The sequence below is a fragment of the Streptomyces sp. NPDC087906 genome (assembly GCF_055584925.1).
In genome coordinates, this window is sequence record NZ_JBVJLC010000002.1 from 217152 (window position 1) to 234666 (window position 17515).

Consider the following 17515-nt stretch of genomic DNA (forward strand, 5'->3'; position numbering starts at 1 on the left):
GGATGGACGGCCGGCCTCAGCCGCGGGGCAGGCCGAGCACGCGTTCGGCCAGGATGTTGCGGACGATCTGCGAGGTGCCGGCGGCGATGGTCGCCGACCGGGAGGTCAGATACTCGACGCCCGCCTCGATGCCGTCCTCAGCGGCGACGGCGTCCAACCCCGCGAGCTGGAAGCGCAGTTCGGCGAGGCGCTGGAGCGCTTCGCTCCAGGCCAGCTTGATCACGGACTGCTCGGGGCCCGGGTCCTGGCCCGCCTCAAGGCGGGACATCATCTGCCGGCTGAGCATCCCCAGCACCCGGGCCTCGGCGTAGAGGGCGGTCAGCCGGTCGACGAGCGCGGGCGGTACGGAGGCGGCGCCGCCGTCCCGTACGGTCTCGGCGATCAGCTCGCGCACCTGGCGCTCGAACCGCGCGGTGAAGATGGCGACGCCGGACCGCTCATGGCCGAGGGTGGTGCGGGTGACCCGCCAGCCCTCGTTGAGCGGGCCGAGCAGAGCGGTCACGGGCACCCGTACGTCGGTGAAGAAGACCTCGGCGAACTCGGCCTCCCCGTTGATCTGCCGGATCGGCCGCACCTCGATGCCCGGGGTGTCCATCGCGACGAGCAGTACGGAAATGCCTTGGTGCTTCGGCGCCTCGGGGTCGGTGCGCACCAGCAGTTCCATATGCGTGGCGTACATGCCGTTGGACGTCCAGACCTTCTGGCCGTTGACGACGAAGTCGTCCCCGTCCCGTACGGCGCGGGTGCGCAGCCCCGCCAGGTCGGAGCCGGCGCCCGGCTCGCTGAAGCCCTGGCACCACACGTCGTCGGTGGTCAGGATCCTCGGGAGGTGCCGCTTCTGCTCCTCGGTGCCCCAGACGGCGAGCGTCGGGCCCACGTTCTTCAGGCCGAGCATGCCGGGCAGCGCCGGCATGCCCCAGCTCGCCGTGGTCTCCTCGACGGCCAGCAGTTCGGCGACGCCGGCGCCCCGGCCGCCGTGCTCCTCGCTCCAGGCGGGTGCCGCCCATTTGCCGGCGGCCATGGTGCGCTGCCAGTCGCAGCGCGCCTCCCAGGAGTCGGCGCCGTCCTGCCACTTCTCGCGGAACCGGGGCACCTCGGTCGCCAGGAACGAGCCGAGTTCTTGCAGGAGTTGCTCCATCAGTTCTCCCCTCGGGGCAGGCGGTCGGCGAGGGGTCGCACGAACCGCAGGAAGCGCAGGACGTCGTTCAGATGGGTGCAGCCGCGGGTGCCGGAGAGCCGGTTCTTCACCGAGGCTTCGATGTCGTCCAGGGAAGTGCCGCGCAGCGCGCCCGCGTTGGGGGCGGCCAGCGGGCATTCGGGGAACGGCAGCGCCCGGGGCCGTACGGAGATGCCGGTGACGACGAGCGAGCCGGGGTCGACGCTCGCGCGCACCTCGTACTCGTGCAGCGAGCCCTCCCGGCCCGTGGCGTCGACGTGGCTGTCTCTGAAGTACTCGTAGATGTCGAGGAGTTCGCCGTCGCGTGCGACTTCCAGGATGCGCCGTCTGCGCATGGAGCTGGGCGGCGAAGGGGTCTGCGGGTGGAAGTCGTCAGGGGCGGCGAGCAGTGCGTCGAACGGGGGCGCCGCCGGGGCCTGGTCCAGCAGCTTCTCGCCGGTGCGGGCGGTGCGGTGGGCGGTGTCGCCGGGGGCCCAGCCCCGGCAGACGCCGAGCAGGGCCGCGGGCGGTGGGCCGGGGCGGTGGTCCATCTCGATCATCCGGGCGTATCCGGAGATCAGCCGTACCGTCGGCAGGTCGTCGAGCAGCGCGGCAGGCAGCGAGTCGGGGTGCAGCTCGCTCGCGTCGACGGCGCGCACCTGGGCGCGAAAGCCGCTGACCGCCGGTCTGCCGACGAGCGCGGCTGCCACGGCGTCGGGCAGGGTGCCGGACAGGCCGGTCACCGCGGACTTCCGGTCGAGTGTGACGCGCGTACGGGCCGAGGCGGTGGCGCTCAGCGCGCCCCGCCCGTCCACCAGGGCGTCGCGCGCCGTGCCGTCCACCGTCAGGCCGCCGTCCCAGCCCCCGCCGGGCACGATCCGCAGGTCGACGGTGCGCCGCGCCGACGAGGGGCGGCGCGCGGGCAGCCGCGCGGCCACGTCACGAACGGTGGACAAAGTCCCCTGCGGAGCACCGGCCGCGCTCGGTCCCACCGACATCCGACCCCTTATAGTCATAGATACCGAATAGCTTTCGGTAGGCTACCTCGGAAGCCGTTCCGGGACAACGGTCCGGCCTCACAACGCAGCCCCGGAGGGCTGTTGTTCACATGAGGCGGCGCAGTGTGTCCACAGTCCGTACCGGGTCGGCGCCGCCCACCACCCGGATGTCGAGCGTCGTCACTCCCGCGGCGGCGAACGCGGCGAGCCGTTCGGCGACGTGGCCCTCGGGGCCGACCAGGTTTCCCAGCGCCAGCCAGTCGGCCGGTACGGCGGCCGCCGCCTCGGCGCGCTTGCCTGCCAGGAAGAGGTCCTGCATCAGCCCGGCCTCCTTCTCCCAGCCCATCCGGCAGGCCAGCGTGTGGTAGAAGTTCGACGTCCGCGAGCCCATACCGCCCGCGTACAGGGCGATACGCTCGCGGGCGGGCCGCAGCAGTTCCTCGGTGTCGAGTCCTTCTCCCACCGCCACGTCGACCGGGGCCACCACATCGAGCGGGCCGAGCGCCGGATCCCGCAGCGCGGCGCCGCGGGCGAGCGGCTCGCCGAACGCCTGCCCGGCCCGCTCGGGCACGAAGAAGAACGGCAGCCAGCCGTCGGCCGTCTCGGCGGCCGCGGCGACCGACAGATCGCCGAGGGCGGCCCAGTACACCGGGATGTCCGCCCGGCGGGGGCGGTTGACGAGTTTCAGCGGTACGCCCTGGCCGGTCCCCCGGCCGGGCGGCAGCGGGACGACCACACTGCGGCCCTGATAGCTGAGCGGTTCCCTGCGCCACACCGTCCGGCACACGTCGATCGTCTCGCGGATCCGCGCCAACGGCCGCTCGTACGGCACGCCGTGGAAGCCCTCGACCACCTGAGGCCCCGAAGCCCCGAGCCCCAGGCAGAACCGGCCGCCGCTGAGCTGGTCACAGCCGGCCGCCGTCATGGCGAGCAGTGCGGGGCTGCGGCTGTACACGTTCAGGATGGCGGTACCGAGCCGTATCCGGCTGGTGTGCGCGGCGAGGAAGCCGATGGCGGACACCGCGTCGAAGCTGTATCCCTCCTGCACCCACAGCGCGTCGAGGCCTGCGGCCTCCAGATCGCGGATGCCGGGCAGCCGGGCGACGACGTCCTGTGTGTAGTCCAGCGTCATGGACAGGTCCATGGGGGCTCACTCCTCTGCGGTTGCCGCGGGCGTACCGGTGACCGGCCGGAGGACGAACAGCCGCAGGAACAGCAGGCCGAGCAGCGCGCAGGCGGCGCATGCCGCGAAGGCGCTGCGGTTGCCGCCGACGGCGACGACCCCACCGACGAAGAGTCCGCCGAGCCCGGTGGATATGTCGAAGAACATGGTGAAGGTGGAGACGGCCTGCGGCCGTTCGTCCTCGGGCACCCGGTTGACGGTCAGGGCCAGCAGCCCGGGGTACTGGAGGGCGATGCCGATCCCGAGCGGGAGCAGGCTCGCGTAGATGCCGAGCACCGAAGGGGTCACGGCAAAGCCGATCATGCCGAGGCAGATCAGCCCGGTGGACAGCCAACCGGTCCTGGCGGGGCCCATGGTGTCCGGGATCTTGCCGCCGACGATCCTGACGAGGAGCACCACCGCCGCGTACGACAGGAAGATCCACTGGGTGCCCGAGGCCCCGAGGTCGGAGACGAACAGCGGCATGAAGGCGCTCATGGCGACGGTGCCGACCGTGCCGAGGGCGAGCACGGCGCCGGGCCACAGCGCCGCCCTGTGCACGATGCTCCGCCGTACCGGCACGGCGGGGCGGGGCTGCCGGGTGTTGGGGACGAAGAGGATCGGCACCGCGCCGATCAGACCGATCACACCGGCGACGGCGAACGCCGGCCGGAACCCGAAGTGCTGGTACAGGGGTTCACCGAGCACCGGGCCGAGGCCGATGCCGAGGTAGGGCGCCACCGAGAAGTAGCTGATGGCCTCGCCGCGGCGGTCCTGCGGCGCCTCGGCCGTCACCTTGGTGATCGCCGCGACCAGCAGGGTGGCCTGCGCGGCGCCGGTCACCAGCCGCAGTCCGGAGAGCTGGACCGTGTCGCCCACGATGCCGTAGCAGGCGAAGGCGGCGGCCCCGACGAGCCCCGCGAGCAGGACGAGCCGCGGGGAGCCCCAGGACAGGGTCCGCGCCGCGACCCACGGCCTGATCAGGATCGACGACACGGCCATGATCCCGATGACCACACCCACGACCAGGTCCGAGCCGTGCAGTTGGTCTTTGACGAACGGCGGCAGGATCGGGATGGTCATGCCGTAGGCGAAGAAGAAGCACATGGCGGCCGCGAGCAGTCCGACAAAGCTCGGGGTGACCATGCCCACGGGCAGTTCTCTCTCCGTCGCTGTCATATCTCCACGCTTCTGTCACCGGCAGAGTCGGCGCGCGCAGTGCTGCGGCACGCAATACCGTAAGGAGTACGGTATTATTTTTGATAGATGGTGGCAGCCACTCGGTCCGAAGTCAACGACCCTTCAAGGAGCCGCACATGACGCCGTCCGCCGATCCCCCTGACATCGTCGTCACGGGAAAACTGCAGCACCAGGCATGGCAGGACAGGGTGCTGCCACCGGTGGAGCGGGTGCGGGAGGGGCTGTGGTCGGTGCCCACCCCGTTCCCCGACAACCCACTGCGCTACGTGCTCAGTTACGTCTACGAGATACGCGGCGGTGTGGCCGTCGTCGACACCGGCTGGCCCACCGAGCGCGGCTGGGACGGACTGGTGTCCGGGCTGCGGGAGACCGGCTGGGACGTCACCGACGTCCGGGCGATCCTCATCACGCACGGCCACGCCGACCACTTCGGCCTCGCCCGCCGGCTGCGCGAGGCGTCCGGCGCCTGGATCGGCATGCACGAGGCCGACGCCCGGCTGATCAGCTCCTACAGCGAACCCGACGGCTACCGGACGGCGGAGGCGGCCTGGCTGCGCCGGCGCGGCGGCGCTCCGCTGGGCGGATCAGGCCCGCGGGCCACGGCGCCCGCCGGGAGCGACGACATGTTCCGGGAGCGACTGGCGGAGCCTGACGTCCTCATCGAGGACCGCAGCAAACCGCTCCCCGGTGTCGATCTCACGGCCGTCTGGACGCCGGGACACACTCCGGGCCATCTGTGCTTCCACGACGGCGAACGCGGTCTGCTGCTCACCGGCGACCACGTGCTGCCCCGTATCACTCCCAACATCAGTCCCTCGCCCTCGGTGCACACCGACACACTCGGCGAGTATCTGGCGTCCCTCGATCTGCTCACCGGCTTCGACGTCGAAGAGGTGCTGCCCGCGCACGAATACCGGTTCGCCGGACTGCGCGAGCGGGTGCGCGGGCTCCAACTGCACCACGAGGCACGGCTGCGCGAGGTGCTGCGCGCGCTCGAAGCGCAGCCCGGCGCCAGCACGGTCGAGGTCGCCGAGCGGCTGAGCTGGAGCCGCCCCTGGGCGGAGACACTGGGCATCATCCGCCGCTCGGCGATCGGTGAGGCGTACGCCCATCTCGTCCACCTGGAGCGGCGCGGCCTGATCAGTGACAGCGGCGGCGACGTGGACGCGTGGCGCGTACGCGAGGACGGGAACGAGGGGCGGGACGATGTCGATGAGTGACGCAAAGACCCCCCTGCCGCCTGTTGTCCGTCCCGGGTACTTCCACCGGCTGGCCATCGCCTCCGACGCGGCCCAGCACATGGACGAGTGGCTGCGTACCGTCCTCGGCGCCCGGCCGCTGGACACACCGATCCGCCAGGTCCACGGACTGCCCATGCATCCGCCGGGAACGGACGCCTCGCTGGAGTCCGGGGCCACGTCCACCATGCTCTGGCTCGGCAGCATCCCGCTCGCCCTGCTCATCGCGACCGACACCGAGGGGCCGCTCGGCCGCTATGTCGCCCGGCATGGCGCCGGGCTGCACTCGGTGGCCTGGACGGTCGACGATCTGTGGGGCGCCGAGACGCAGTTGCGGCGGCGCGGCATCCGGGTCACCGGTGTCGATCTGCCGGGGCGGCACTTCTTCATGCATCCGGCCGACACGTCGGGGCTGCTCACCGAGTGGTCCGACACCGAGTTCACCGACGACCCGCGGGACGGCGGGTCCCTGCCGAAGGTCCCCGACCCGCTGGTCGACGTCCGTGCCGTCGCGCGGCTCACGGTGATCGTACGGGACGCGCGGCGCGGCGCCGCGCTGCTCGGTTCGCTGATGGCGGCGACCGAGGTACGGGGCGCGGCCGCCGGAGAACCGGACCATGAGGACACCGTCGACCTGCGGGTCGGCGATGTGGTGATCCGGCTGGTGGCGCCGCGCGACAGCCGCAGCCGCTACGCGCCGGCTCTCGACGAGCACGGCGAGCGGCTGCATTCGATGTGTCTGGTGGTCGACGACCTGACGGACACACTCGCCACGTTGGAGCGCGAGGGTCTGGGTGTGCTGGGCCGCGAGGGCGGCCGGGCGTGGACCGACCCGGCGAGCACCCTGGGGCTGCGGCTGGAGTGGACCGACCTGCCCTGACCACCGGGACCGCGAGCCCGCCGCCCGGGTCAGCGGGCGGCGGGCTCGACCGCGTCCACCAGGCCCCAGGCCAAAGCCTGTTGCGCATCTACCGACGCTCCGGTCAGGGCGAGCGCAGCAGTGCGCCAGCGGCCGATCCGCCGGGAGAGCCCGACCGTACCCCCGGCGCCGGGGATCAGCCCCATGGCGACCTCCGGGAGCCGGATCAGCACATCGGGAGCCGCGGTCACCCGCCCGGCGAACGAGGGCAGTTCGATGCCCGCCCCCACGCAGCCGCCGTGCAGCCGTACCTGGGTACGCGAGGAGAGCCGGGCGAGGAGCGCGGCGGCGGAGCGGCCGGTCCTGATGACGTGCGCGCTCACCGGGTCGGGCGCCGTGCCGAACTCGGCCAGGTCCCCGCCGGCGCAGAACGCCGGTCCGTTGCCGCGCAGTCGCACCTCCCGTACGGACGGGTCGGCGACAGCCACTTCCAGCGCACCGACCAGCGCGTCCCGCATCGCCGCCGAGTACGCGTTGCGCCGGGCGGGATGGTTCAGGGTGATCAGCAGCCGGTCGCCCGCGCGCTCGGCCAGGACCACGTCCTCGGGCGGTACGGGAACGGCACGCGGACCGCGCCGCTGGAGCCAGTCGGCGAACTCCGGTCCCGCGAGCAGGGTGGAGTACCCGAAGGACTCCAGCCGCAGCGCGTCGGCAACGGGCAACCGGGCCCCGGCGCTCAGCACTTGGCAGAGCACGGCACTCGCGGCCGGATGGCGCTCGACGGCGGTGGCGAGGCGGTTCAGCTCCGCCTCGACGTCCTGGCAGGGGACGAGCCGCGGATCGCGTGGTGTCCCGGGCCCCGGTACCGACGGCGCCAGTGTCAGGGTGACCGCGTCGAGCAGGGCGTCGGGGACACGCTCGGGCCGCCGGGTGACACCCACCACGACCCCGGCGCCACCACCGACCGCCGCGACCACCGCCGCAGTTCCCCGGTCGGCCGGTGTGTCGAGATCCAGCACGGTCAGCGGGTGGTCGACCCGGCCGCTGCCGTCCAGCCCGACGGCTCCCGTACCGCTGCCGTAGCACGCCTCGGCGGCCTGCCGGACCGTGATCCGGTGCATGGCGGGGGCCTCAACTGCCGGTCGAGGAAGGCTCGCGCGCCGGTTCGCGGTCGGGGCGCCAGCTCGTAGCGAGCAGCAGCGCCGTACCGCCCAGGCCGCCGACGGCGGCGACGAGCAGTCCGACACCTCCGTCGAGCACGATGCCGAAGCCGTGGTCCAGCGAGGCGCGGCCGGGACCTGTCAGTGCGAGGGCCGCACCGGTCACCGCGATCATCAGGACGTACTCGTATCCGTCGCGGAAGACGAAGAAGCCGTTCTTCCGGTGGGCGACGATCCCGGCGACCGACATGGTGCCGATCGCGGCGGCGCAGGCGAACGGTGTCAGCAGACCGAGTATCAGGCCGCATCCCGCGGCCAGTTCGGCCGCCACACTGGCCCAGGCGTGCACCCGGCCCGGCCTGAGGCCGAGCCCCTCGAACCAGCCTGCCGTGCCCGCGATCCCGCCGCCGCCGAACCAGTGGTTCCAGGCGTGCATGAGCATCGTCGCCCCGAGCACCAGCCGGATGAGCAGCAGTCCGACGTCGATGGCTGTCATGGCAGTCTCCCTAGGATTACGCCGAAGCTCCTGCCGCCTCGGACAGCGCGGCAGGAGCGGGGTGTTGACGTCAGGCGGCAGCGGATCCCGCGCGCGGGAAGTTGTACAACTTGCGCGCGTTCCACTCGACCATCTTGTGCGCCTCGTCGTCGGGGACGTCGGCGAGCGCGCTCTCCAGGACCTTGCGCGTGTGCGGCCACTGACTGTCCGAGTGCGGATAGTCGCTCTCGAACATGATGTTGTCGACACCGATCAGATGCCGGCCGTGGATGCCCGCGTTGTCGGAGATGAAGCAGCCGTAGAGGTGGTCCTTGAACAGCTCCGACGGGCGCACGTCACGGTTGACGTTGTTGTACCAGCGGTGCCGCTCCCAGACGTAGTCGATCCGCTCGATCATGTACGGCATCCAGCCGATGCCGCCCTCGGACAGCGCCATCTTCAGATTCGGGAACTTGTGGAAGACCGGCGAGAGCAGCAACTCCGCCGTCGCGCTCATCGAGTTGAGGCCGAAGAGCGAGATGGCCACGGTGAAGTTGGTGGTCTGCGCCTCCGGTGACGCCTGCGGTGAGCCGCCGGAGCCGAAGTGCAGCGACAGCGGCAGCCCGGTCTCCTGGGCGGCGGCGAGTACCGGGTCCCAGTGGTCGCTGTGCCAGGACGGCAGGCCGAGCCGGTCGGGCAGTTCGGGGAACGTGACGGAGCGGGCGCCCTTGGCCGCCGTACGGTGGATCTCGGCGACCGTCGCCTCGACGTCCCAGTACGGGGTCAGCATGAGCGGGATCTGGCGCTCGGGGGCGCCGCCGCACCACTCGTCGAGGATGAAGTCGTTGTACGCCTTCACACACTCGTTGGCGAGTGCCTTGTCCTTGGACTTGGCGAAGACACTGCCGGCGAAGCCGCCCATGTTCGGGAAGCAGAGCTGGGCCCAGACGCCTTCGGCGTCCATGTCCTTGAGCCGTTCCTGGAGGTCGTGACAGCCCGGCAGCATGTCGTCGTAACTTCGCGGATCCAGGCCGTAGTCCTTGGGATTCTTGCCCGCGACGGCGTTGAGCGCGAAGTTGCCGGCGACCGCGCCCTCGTAGATCCAGGCGTCGTTGCCGTCCGGGAGGCGGTTGATACGGGGAGCGACGTCCGCGTACTTGCTGGGCAGCCTGTCCAGCCAGACACGGGGGTGCTCTATGACGTGATCGTCGACCGAGATGATCTGCGCGTCCTTGGGGAGCATTGGCCTCCTCCGAATACAAATTGCTGCCGGGGCAGTGACTATAGGAAGCCCTGCGGTAGTGCTTACGGTAGGCATGGCGGGCGAGGAAAGTCACCAGGCGTGCACGGTATTTCTTAGGACGCCCTCAGTCGGTCCGCACCGGGCGGCCGGCGACGAAGGCGGCGGCGACCAGCCCGGCGGTCAACTCCCGCCGCGCCTCCGCCCAGTTCACCCGCAGCAGGCAGAGGTCGGCCGGGGCGCCCGGGACCGGGCCGCTCCCGGCGGGGCGGCCGGGGTCGGTCGGCGGGGCGGTGAACAGGCGCAGGGCCTCTTCCGGGGTGAGGGCCTCGCCGGGGCCGAAGGGCCGGCCGTAGGCGGTGCGGCGGTCGGTCGCCGCGCGCATCACCGCCCACGGATCGACGGGACCGTACGGCGCGTCGCTGCCCGCCGCCACCGGTACGCCCGCGTCGAGCCAGCCGCGCAGCCGGTACAGCCACGGCAGGTCGGCGGGGTCGACCGTACGCAGATAGCGGTCGCCGTGCGCGGGGACGAAGCCCGGCTGGGTGACCACCCGGGCCCCCGCGCGTGCCACCGCGGCGACGGCGGGCGGCGGCGCGACCGACGCGTGCTCGATCCGGTGCCGGCCGCCGGCGGCGGACACCGCCGTGACGGCCAGCAGCAGCGACGCGAGGGTGACGGCGTGCACGGCGACCCCGCGCGGGCCTGCGGCCCGTATCTCGCCGACCAGTTCGTCGAGGGCGGGCAGCCGGTGGTCGGCCAGCACGATCTTGCGGGGGCCCACGGTGACCAGACCGCCCGCATCCGCCGTGTCGAGCCCGGGGCCGCCCATCACCAGGCAGCGCTGCGCCAGTTCGCCCGCGCGGGCGGCCCTGCGCAGCTCGGCCAGTTCGGCGGGCCCGTTGTTGACGCCCGCGTCGGTGACCCCGGTGATCCCGTACGCGGCGAGCCGTCGGCTGAGCGCGGTGAGCGCGGGGAAGCCGTCGCCCGGTGTGCCGCGCAGGATGTCGTCGGCGTCGAGCAGGACGCCGTCCGGCGGGGCCACCCCGAGCAGCCGCATCGCCGCCGAGTTGAGGATCCACGCGTGTCCGCTGCGGTGCTGGACGCGGACCGGCCGGTCCGCGAACTCCCCCAGCATCCGGTCGAGTACGGGCGCGGTGAGCGGCCCCGCGCGGTCGTCGTCGTAACCGGTCGCCCGTACCCAACCGCCCGGTGCGGCGACGGCCGCCGCCGCCGAGCGGAGCGTGGCCGCGACGTCCGCCGCGTCCCGTACGTCGTCCCCGTCCAGCGGCACCGCGCCGGGGGCGGTCGCAGCCGCGGTCGCGAAGAGGTGCAGATGGTGGTCGTTGAGCCCGGTGAGCAGCGCGCCGCCCGCACCGTCCACGACGGTCGCTCCTGCGGCGCCCGGGGGCCTGGTGCCGGAGACCGACCGGACGCGGCCGTCCGCCACCAGCACGTACCGCCCGGGACGGCCGGCCACCTCCACCCGCTCGAACAGCAGCCTGCCGGTCACAGCTCGGCCGCCAGCCGCGCGGTGTCGGCGCCGGACGCGGCGGCCCGCGCCACCGGCGTACGCGCCCGCGGGGGCAGCGCGTCGGCGCCGGCCACTTCCGGTACGGGACCGCTCAGTTCGGCGGCGGCATGGGCGCCGACCTGGAAGAGGCTGATGTCGACGTGGGCCGCCACCCCCGACACCAGGCTCGCCAACGCGGCGACGGCGGCGTGCAGTCCGGTGAGCGGGTCGGCGACCGCGTCGGCGCAGAACTCGGGTTCCCGCGCGGGGCCGCTGTGGATGCCCGCCGCTACGGCGGCTTCGTCGCCGAAGGCGACCCAGTCCCGCCGTGGTCCCGTCCATCCGTAGCCGGTGACGGTGACCCAGGTCTGGTCGCCGCACGGGGTCCAGCCGAGCTGTTCCAGCGCGCGCGGACGGGCCGAGGTCACCACCACGTCGGCGCGCTCCAGCAGCCGCGCGAGCAGCGGATCGCCCGGGGCGCACACCGCGCTCTCCTTGCCCGCGTTGAGCAGGTCGTAGAAGCGCCGGGGGCCGCGCCGCGCGCCGTCAGGGCGCTGCGGGGTCTCGACCTTGACGACCCGCGCGCCTGCCGCGCCGAGCAGTGACGCCGCGAGCGGTCCCGCCCAGAGCGCGGCGAGGTCGACGACGAGCGGCGGGCCGTCCGCGCCCGGCAGCCGTCCCGCCGGGGTGATCGTCCACGGCGCGGGGACGGCGGCGGGCGGCCGGACCCCGGCGGCGGAGAGCCCGAGCAGTTGGGCCCGGCCGACGAACTCGTCCCACGGTGTCACCGCCGCCCGGCGGGCGATGTCGGCCCAGTCGCCGGCCGACTCCCGGCCGAGCAGGGCGGGCACCAGCTCCCGGTCGGCGTCCCTGCGCAGCCCGAGCGCCACCCAGCCGTCGGCGCACCGCAGCATGCGGGTGCCGCCGCCCACGGACGCGGCGCGCCGCGCGGCGAGGCCGGCCGCAGCCGCCCGCTCCCCCAGCAGCGCGGCCCCGTCGAGCCGGACCGTACGGCCGAGCGCGCCGGCGAGGGCCGTGTACGCGTGGGCGGCTCCGTCCGCTGCCGTGACCACGTCGACCGACGACGGCAGCGAGGCCGCAGGGCGCTCGGCGGTGGCCAGACCGAGCAGTCCGGACGCCGCCCATCGCGCCGCCACCGACCCCTCCCGCCCGGCCGGCAGGGCAAGGCGCGGGCCGTCCGCTCCGGTGGGTGCGGGGCGCGCACCGAGGAGCTGGAGCAGTCGGCACGCCCGGCGGGTGGCCCGGCTCCGGTCGGCGACGGTGTAACACCGCCCTTCGAGCAGCATGCGGCTGATCGTACGTCCGGCACACCCGTTGCCGGCAGTGTTGTGCGAGGGGCGTTCCGACCTGTTCACGCCTATAGACTTTTTTACCGTAAGCAGTACCGTGTTGCTGTCGATAAAGCCTTGAGCGAGCGGAGACAGCCATGGGCAAACCCGTCCCGATCCCTGACCAGTTCAGTGCCTTCCATTGGGAGGGCGCCGCTCGTGGGGAGCTGCTCGTCCAGCGCTGTGACAGTTGCCTGCGCTTCCAGTACCCGCCGTCGCCGGTGTGCGAGAGCTGTCAGGCGCGTGAGCTGACACCGACGCCGGTCAGCGGCCGGGGCTCGCTCTACGCGAAGACGGTCCTGCACCAGGCGTTCCACCCGGACTTCGCCGACTCCGTCCCGTACACCGTGGCGCTCGTCGATCTCGACGACGCACCCGGCGTGCGGCTGCTGACCAACATCGTCGAAGCGGACCCGGCGGGGCTCACGGCGGGCCAGCCGCTGGAGGTCACCTTCGAGCAGCGCGGCGACGGCGCGATCCCGCAGTTCCGACCGGTCCGAGGAGAGCACGCATGAGTACGGAACGCACCGGACGCACCGCGACCGTCGTCGGGGTCGGCTACTCGACCGTGCACCGCGCGCTCGGGGTCGACACCCGGCCGCTCGCCGTGGACGCCTGCCTCGGCGCCCTGGACGACGCGGGGCTCGCCACGTCGCAGGTCGACGCGATCTTCGAGTACCCGGGCATGGGCACGCAGAACGCGACCCTGATGCAGCGGCTGCTCGGCATCGAGGACCTGAAGGCGTACGCGGACATCGGCGGTACGGGTCCCTCCGGGCTCGCCGCGGCGATGAGCGCGGTCGCCGCGGTGGAGTCCGGGGTGTGCGAGACGGCGCTGGTCTACCGGTCCGTCGACCGCGAGTGGGGCCAGCAGTCCGGCACGGTCGTGGCGCCGCCCGCGAGCGGCCCCGCCCAGTTCCAGACGCCCTACGGGGACTTCGGCGGGATCATCCCGGCGATCGGGATGAAGAAGTTCCGCAGGCTGGCGGAGTACGGCGGCAGCGAGGAGGACTACGGCTGGATCGCGGTCAACGCCCGCAAGTGGGCGGCGATGAACGAGCGCGCCGTGCTCAGGACGCGGCTCACCATGGACGACTACCTCGACTCGCGCTTCGTCGCCGAACCGCTGCGGCTGTACGACTGCGACTACCCGGTCACCGGTGTCTGCGCCACCGTCATCACCACCGCCGAGCGGGCCCGCGACCTGGCCGGCGTACCGGTGACGGTCGACGCGGTCGCCTTCGGCACCGGCTCGCGCCCCGACTGGACGTTCACCGACGACTTCGTGTTCGGCGGCACGATCGGCTGCGCCCAACACCTCTGGGAGAACGCGTCGGTGACGGCTGCCGACGTCGATGTGGCCGAGCTGTACGACGGGTTCACCCACATCACCATGTCCTGGGTCGAGGCGCTCGGCTTCTGCGGGATCGGCGAGTTCGGCGAGTGGGTCGACTCGGGCAAGCGGATCGGCCCCGGCGGCGATCTGCCGCTCAACACCAACGGCGGGCAGCTCGCGGCGGGCCGGCTGCACGGTCTCGCGTTCCTCAACGAGGCCGTCGAGCAGTTGCGCGGCGACTGCGGCAGCCGGCAGGTGCCCGACCCGCATGTGGCGGTGGTGGCCAACGCGCACGGCCCGCAGTGCGGCGCGATGGTCCTCACCCGATGACTCGCGACACCCGATGACCTGGAACCACATTCAAGGAGGGAGCACCATGCGGGCACTCGAAGGACGCGTCGCCGTGGTGACCGGGGCGGGCCGCGGCATCGGCCGCGAGGAGGCCCTGCTGCTGGCGGCCGAAGGGGCGAGCGTCGTCGTCAACGACCTCGGCGGAGCGGGCGACGGACAGGGGTCGGACACCGGCCCGGCCCAGCAGGTCGTGGACGAGATCACCGCCGACGGCGGCGCTGCGCTGGCCAGTACGGACGACGTCGCCGACGCCGACGGCGCGCGGCGGCTCGTGGACAGCGCGGTCGAAGCCTTCGGCGGGCTCGACATCCTCGTCAACAACGCGGGCATCCTGCGCGACCGGATGCTCGTCAACATGTCCGAGGAGGACTGGGACTCGGTCATGCGCGTCCATCTGCGCGGGCACTTCCTCACCAGCCGGGCGGCGGCCCGCTACTGGCGGGCCGAGGCCAAGGCGGGCCGGCAGCGCCAGGCCGCCCTGGTCAACACCACGTCCACCTCAGGTCTGTTCGGCAACGTGGGGCAGGCGAACTACGGCGCGGCCAAGAGCGGGATCGCCAGCTTCACCAGCATCCTCCAACTGGAGCTGGAACGGTACGGAGTGCGCTGCAACGCCGTGGCGCCCGCCGCCAGGACCCGGCTCACCATGACCGTACCCGGCGCCGCGGAGCAGTACGAGGAGCGCGCGGCCGACGGCGTCTTCGACGAGGACGACCCCGCCAACATCGCCCCGTTCGTCGCGTATCTGGCAACGGCCGACTGCCCGTTGGCCGGCCGTTCGTTCTTCGTGCGCGGCGGCTCGGTGCACCTCTTCCAGCCGTGGGCGATCGTCGACTCGATCGAGACGGACCACCGCTGGACGATCGAGGAGCTGCGCAAGGACGCCGCGCGCTTCGCCGATGTCGAGTTCACCCTCAACAAGCCCTACTGACGGCGGCCGACGCGTGTTCCGCAGCCGGACCGGCGGCCCGGCCCGGCCGGCGGCGCCGCTGAGCCTGATCCTGGTGCTCAGCGGCCTGTCGGCCATCGGCCCGCTCGCCACCGACCTCTATCTGCCCGCACTGCCCCGGCTCGCCGACGAGGCCGACGCGACCACGTCAGCGGTGCAGTTGACCCTGACGACCTGTCTGGTCGGGCTCGGCGTCGGCCAGGTGGTGGCGGGTCCCCTCAGCGACCGGTACGGGCGGCGCAGGCCGCTGCTCATCGGTCTCACCCTGTTCGTGCTGTCCTCCCTGGCCTGCGCGCTCGCCCCGACCGTCCCCGCGCTGATGGTGGCGCGCGCGGTGCAGGGGCTCAGCGGGGCGGCCGGGCTGGTCATCTCCCGTGCGGTCGTGCGGGATCTGTACGACGGCGCCGCCGTGGTCGCCGTACTGTCGCGGCTCATGCTGGTGATGGGGCTCGCCCCGATCCTGGCGCCCTTCCTCGGTTCGCTGCTGCTGCTCGGCACGGACTGGCGGGGGCTGTTCGCCGCGATGACCGTGTTCGCGCTCGTCCTGCTCGTCTCCTGCCACCGGGTCGTACCCGAGACCCGGCCCGCCGTCGAGCGGGCGACCGCCGCGCGGCGGCCCGGCACCGGGCGCGTACTGCCCGCGCTGCTCGGCGACCGGCGGTTCGTGGGGGCCGTGCTGAGCAGCGCGTTCACCACCGGCGCCATGTTCACGTACATCGCCGGATCGTCCTTCGTGTTCCAGCAGACCTTCCATCTCACCCAGCAGATGTACGCGCTGGTCTTCGGCCTCAACGCGCTGGGCATCATCGCGATGAGCCGGCTCTCCTCGGCACTGAGCACGCGCTACCCGCCGCCGGTGCTGCTGGTGGCCGCCACGGTCTGCTGCACGCTCGGCTGCGCCGGGCTGCTGCTGGGCACATTGGCCGGGGCGGGGCTGCCGGTGGTCGTACCGACCCTGCTGCTGGCCGTCGCGCCGGTGGGTCTGGCACTGCCCAACGGATCGGCCGTCGCCATGGCGGGCCCGCGGGAACACGCCGGTACGGCGTCGGCGCTGCTCGGCTTCACCCAGTTCGGGGTGGGCGCCGCCACGGCGCCGCTGGTCGGCGCCTTCGGGAGGTCCACCCAGGTGCCGATGGCGCTGATCATGACGGGCTGCGGGGTCGCCGCGCTGGTGGCGGCGCTGCTCACGGCCGGCCGCGGGGGCGCTGCGGCCGGAGTCCACACCGACACCCTCGACCACGGTACCCACGACGACGACCACACCGACGCCCACGACGGTGTTCACAACGACGTTCACAACGACAACGATCGGAGACCCGTGTGAAACCACTCGCCGGAATTCGTGTCCTGGACCTGACCCTGTGGGCGTTCTGCCCCTCGGCCGGCGCCGTACTGGCCGGCTGGGGGGCCGATGTCATCCATATCGAGAATCCGTCGTCGCCCGACCCGATGCGGCTGTTCTCCGGCGGCTCGCTCGAAGCGGGCGGCGCCCACTGGATGTTCAAGCACTACAACCGGGGCAAACGCGGTATCGCGCTCAACCTCGCCGACGCGGAGGGGCGGGCGATCCTGCACCGGCTGGTCGAGGACGCCGATGTGTTCCTGACCAGCTTCCTGCCGGCGACCCGGCAGAAGCTGGGGTTCGACGTCGACCAGATCCGTGCGGTCAACCCGGACATCATCTACGCGAAGGGCAGCGGCAACGGGCCGCTGGGCCCCGAGTCCGGCAGGGGCGGGTACGACGGCGCGACCTGGTGGGGCCGCGGGTCGCTGTCCGCGACGACGATGGGTGTGACCGGCGCCGAACGGCCCACCGGCATGGTGGGACACGGCGACGGGATGTCCGGTCTGGTGCTGGCGGGCGGCATCAGCGCCGCGCTGCTGCAGCGCGAACGTACCGGCACGGCGCCGGTGGTGGACTCCTCGCTGCTCGGCTCGGCGCTCTGGTTCAACGGGCCTGCCGTCATCAGCAGCAAATTCCCGCCGGAGGAGCAGGTGTTCACCGCCCGGCCCGCCCGCGAGGACATCCACTGGGCGAGCGGCACCTACCGCACCGGCGACGGCCGTTTCCTGTGCCTGTCGATGCTGGGCGACCGGCAGAACGAGTGGCTCGACTTCTGCCGCCACATCGGCAGGGCCGACCTGCCCGAGGATCCGCGGTTCGCGACGACGGCCGACCGGGCGGCGAACAGCGCCGTGCTGGTGGGTGTGCTGGACGAGGTGTTCGCCGCCAGGACGTACGAGGAGTGGGGCAAGATCCTGCTCACCCTGCGCGGGGTGTGGGCGCCGATCCAGACACCCCGTGAACTGCACGACGACCCGCAGGTGGTGGCGAACGGGCTGATCGCCGATGTCGAGTACCCGCAAGGACCGCTGTCGCTGGTGACACCGCCGGTGATGTTCGACGAGGTGGCCGACCGGCCCGAGCCCGCACCGGAGTTCGGCGAGCACACCGCCGAGGTGCTCACGGCGGCCGGTTACGACGAGGCGGCCGTGGCCCGCTACCGCTCGGCGGGTGTCGTCGCGTAA

General features: G+C 72.6%; 16 protein-coding genes. 7 read left to right on the forward strand and 9 right to left on the reverse strand.

The window, feature by feature from the left end; all coding sequences use genetic code 11:
- Positions 1-16: 16 nt before the first annotated feature.
- The 4 genes from ACZ63I_RS06275 to ACZ63I_RS06290 all read right to left on the reverse strand — a co-directional run bounded on the left by ACZ63I_RS06275 (position 17) and on the right by ACZ63I_RS06290 (position 4495).
- Positions 17-1138 (reverse strand): acyl-CoA dehydrogenase family protein, encoded by a 1122-nt coding sequence (locus ACZ63I_RS06275; protein WP_469335897.1) that lies wholly within the window; start codon positions 1136-1138, stop codon positions 17-19.
- Positions 1138-2094 (reverse strand): DUF2889 domain-containing protein, encoded by a 957-nt coding sequence (locus ACZ63I_RS06280; RefSeq protein ID WP_469335898.1) that lies wholly within the window; start codon positions 2092-2094, stop codon positions 1138-1140. Before ACZ63I_RS06280 ends, ACZ63I_RS06275 begins: the two co-directional genes overlap by 1 nt.
- Positions 2095-2260: 166 nt before the next feature.
- On the reverse strand, positions 2261-3298 hold the full coding sequence (locus ACZ63I_RS06285; RefSeq protein ID WP_469335900.1) for an LLM class F420-dependent oxidoreductase: 1038 nt from the start codon (positions 3296-3298) through the stop codon (positions 2261-2263).
- 6 nt (positions 3299-3304) lie between these two features.
- A complete protein-coding gene (locus ACZ63I_RS06290; RefSeq protein WP_469335902.1) occupies positions 3305-4495 on the reverse strand; it encodes an MFS transporter in 1191 nt (396 codons plus the stop codon).
- A gap of 137 nt (positions 4496-4632) precedes the next feature.
- On the opposite strand from ACZ63I_RS06290, the gene ACZ63I_RS06295 reads away from it, so the two are divergent.
- Both ACZ63I_RS06295 and ACZ63I_RS06300 read left to right on the forward strand, forming a co-directional pair.
- Complete coding sequence (locus tag ACZ63I_RS06295; RefSeq protein WP_469335903.1) at positions 4633-5736, forward strand: MBL fold metallo-hydrolase; 1104 nt, start codon at positions 4633-4635, stop codon at positions 5734-5736.
- Complete coding sequence (locus ACZ63I_RS06300) at positions 5729-6634, forward strand: VOC family protein (RefSeq protein WP_469335905.1); 906 nt, start codon at positions 5729-5731, stop codon at positions 6632-6634. The genes ACZ63I_RS06295 and ACZ63I_RS06300 overlap by 8 nt, the downstream gene beginning before the upstream one ends.
- Before the next feature lie 29 nt (positions 6635-6663).
- On the opposite strand, the gene ACZ63I_RS06305 is transcribed toward ACZ63I_RS06300, so the two are convergent.
- From ACZ63I_RS06305 to ACZ63I_RS06325, 5 genes are all read right to left on the reverse strand, one after another.
- Positions 6664-7734, reverse strand: coding sequence for an enoyl-CoA hydratase/isomerase family protein (locus ACZ63I_RS06305; RefSeq protein WP_469335907.1), 1071 nt, complete (start codon positions 7732-7734; stop codon positions 6664-6666).
- Positions 7735-7744: 10 nt separating this feature from the next.
- The gene (locus tag ACZ63I_RS06310) at positions 7745-8269 is read right to left on the reverse strand and encodes a DoxX family protein (protein WP_469335909.1); all 525 of its coding nucleotides are present in this window, start codon (positions 8267-8269) and stop codon (positions 7745-7747) included.
- 70 nt (positions 8270-8339) lie between these two features.
- Complete coding sequence (locus ACZ63I_RS06315) at positions 8340-9491, reverse strand: amidohydrolase family protein (protein WP_469335911.1); 1152 nt, start codon at positions 9489-9491, stop codon at positions 8340-8342.
- A gap of 124 nt (positions 9492-9615) precedes the next feature.
- Positions 9616-11001, reverse strand: a complete 1386-nt coding sequence (locus ACZ63I_RS06320; RefSeq protein WP_469335912.1) for an amidohydrolase family protein — start codon at positions 10999-11001, stop codon at positions 9616-9618.
- Positions 10998-12308, reverse strand: a complete 1311-nt coding sequence (locus ACZ63I_RS06325; RefSeq protein WP_469335914.1) for a CoA transferase — start codon at positions 12306-12308, stop codon at positions 10998-11000. The genes ACZ63I_RS06320 and ACZ63I_RS06325 overlap by 4 nt, the downstream gene beginning before the upstream one ends.
- 140 nt (positions 12309-12448) lie before the next feature.
- Here ACZ63I_RS06325 and ACZ63I_RS06330 point away from each other — a divergent pair, with 140 nt between their 5' ends.
- From ACZ63I_RS06330 to ACZ63I_RS06350, 5 genes are read left to right on the forward strand one after another with little or no spacing between them, the layout of a single operon-like run.
- Complete coding sequence (locus ACZ63I_RS06330; RefSeq protein ID WP_469335916.1) at positions 12449-12865, forward strand: Zn-ribbon domain-containing OB-fold protein; 417 nt, start codon at positions 12449-12451, stop codon at positions 12863-12865.
- Positions 12862-14016, forward strand: a complete 1155-nt coding sequence (locus tag ACZ63I_RS06335; RefSeq protein WP_469335917.1) for a thiolase family protein — start codon at positions 12862-12864, stop codon at positions 14014-14016. The genes ACZ63I_RS06330 and ACZ63I_RS06335 overlap by 4 nt, the downstream gene beginning before the upstream one ends.
- A 46-nt stretch (positions 14017-14062) precedes the next feature.
- The gene (locus ACZ63I_RS06340) at positions 14063-14968 is read left to right on the forward strand and encodes an SDR family oxidoreductase (RefSeq protein WP_469335919.1); all 906 of its coding nucleotides are present in this window, start codon (positions 14063-14065) and stop codon (positions 14966-14968) included.
- A 13-nt stretch (positions 14969-14981) separates the two neighbouring features.
- Positions 14982-16310 (forward strand): multidrug effflux MFS transporter, encoded by a 1329-nt coding sequence (locus ACZ63I_RS06345; protein ID WP_469335920.1) that lies wholly within the window; start codon positions 14982-14984, stop codon positions 16308-16310.
- On the forward strand, positions 16307-17515 hold the full coding sequence (locus tag ACZ63I_RS06350; protein WP_469335922.1) for a CaiB/BaiF CoA transferase family protein: 1209 nt from the start codon (positions 16307-16309) through the stop codon (positions 17513-17515). The genes ACZ63I_RS06345 and ACZ63I_RS06350 overlap by 4 nt, the downstream gene beginning before the upstream one ends.

What these genes read in the sequence shown, in the direction of transcription:
- ACZ63I_RS06275 (WP_469335897.1), bottom strand. Translation starts at nt 1,138, where the DNA reads ATGGAGCAACTCCTGCAAGAACTCGGCTCGTTCCTGGCGACCGAGGTG.
- ACZ63I_RS06285 (WP_469335900.1), bottom strand. Translation starts at nt 3,298, where the DNA reads ATGGACCTGTCCATGACGCTGGACTACACACAGGACGTCGTCGCCCGG.
- ACZ63I_RS06290 (WP_469335902.1), bottom strand. Translation starts at nt 4,495, where the DNA reads ATGACAGCGACGGAGAGAGAACTGCCCGTGGGCATGGTCACCCCGAGC.
- ACZ63I_RS06295 (WP_469335903.1), top strand. Translation starts at nt 4,633, where the DNA reads ATGACGCCGTCCGCCGATCCCCCTGACATCGTCGTCACGGGAAAACTG.
- ACZ63I_RS06300 (WP_469335905.1), top strand. Translation starts at nt 5,729, where the DNA reads ATGAGTGACGCAAAGACCCCCCTGCCGCCTGTTGTCCGTCCCGGGTAC.
- ACZ63I_RS06305 (WP_469335907.1), bottom strand. Translation starts at nt 7,734, where the DNA reads ATGCACCGGATCACGGTCCGGCAGGCCGCCGAGGCGTGCTACGGCAGC.
- ACZ63I_RS06310 (WP_469335909.1), bottom strand. Translation starts at nt 8,269, where the DNA reads ATGACAGCCATCGACGTCGGACTGCTGCTCATCCGGCTGGTGCTCGGG.
- ACZ63I_RS06315 (WP_469335911.1), bottom strand. Translation starts at nt 9,491, where the DNA reads ATGCTCCCCAAGGACGCGCAGATCATCTCGGTCGACGATCACGTCATA.
- ACZ63I_RS06325 (WP_469335914.1), bottom strand. Translation starts at nt 12,308, where the DNA reads ATGCTGCTCGAAGGGCGGTGTTACACCGTCGCCGACCGGAGCCGGGCC.
- ACZ63I_RS06330 (WP_469335916.1), top strand. Translation starts at nt 12,449, where the DNA reads ATGGGCAAACCCGTCCCGATCCCTGACCAGTTCAGTGCCTTCCATTGG.
- ACZ63I_RS06335 (WP_469335917.1), top strand. Translation starts at nt 12,862, where the DNA reads ATGAGTACGGAACGCACCGGACGCACCGCGACCGTCGTCGGGGTCGGC.
- ACZ63I_RS06340 (WP_469335919.1), top strand. Translation starts at nt 14,063, where the DNA reads ATGCGGGCACTCGAAGGACGCGTCGCCGTGGTGACCGGGGCGGGCCGC.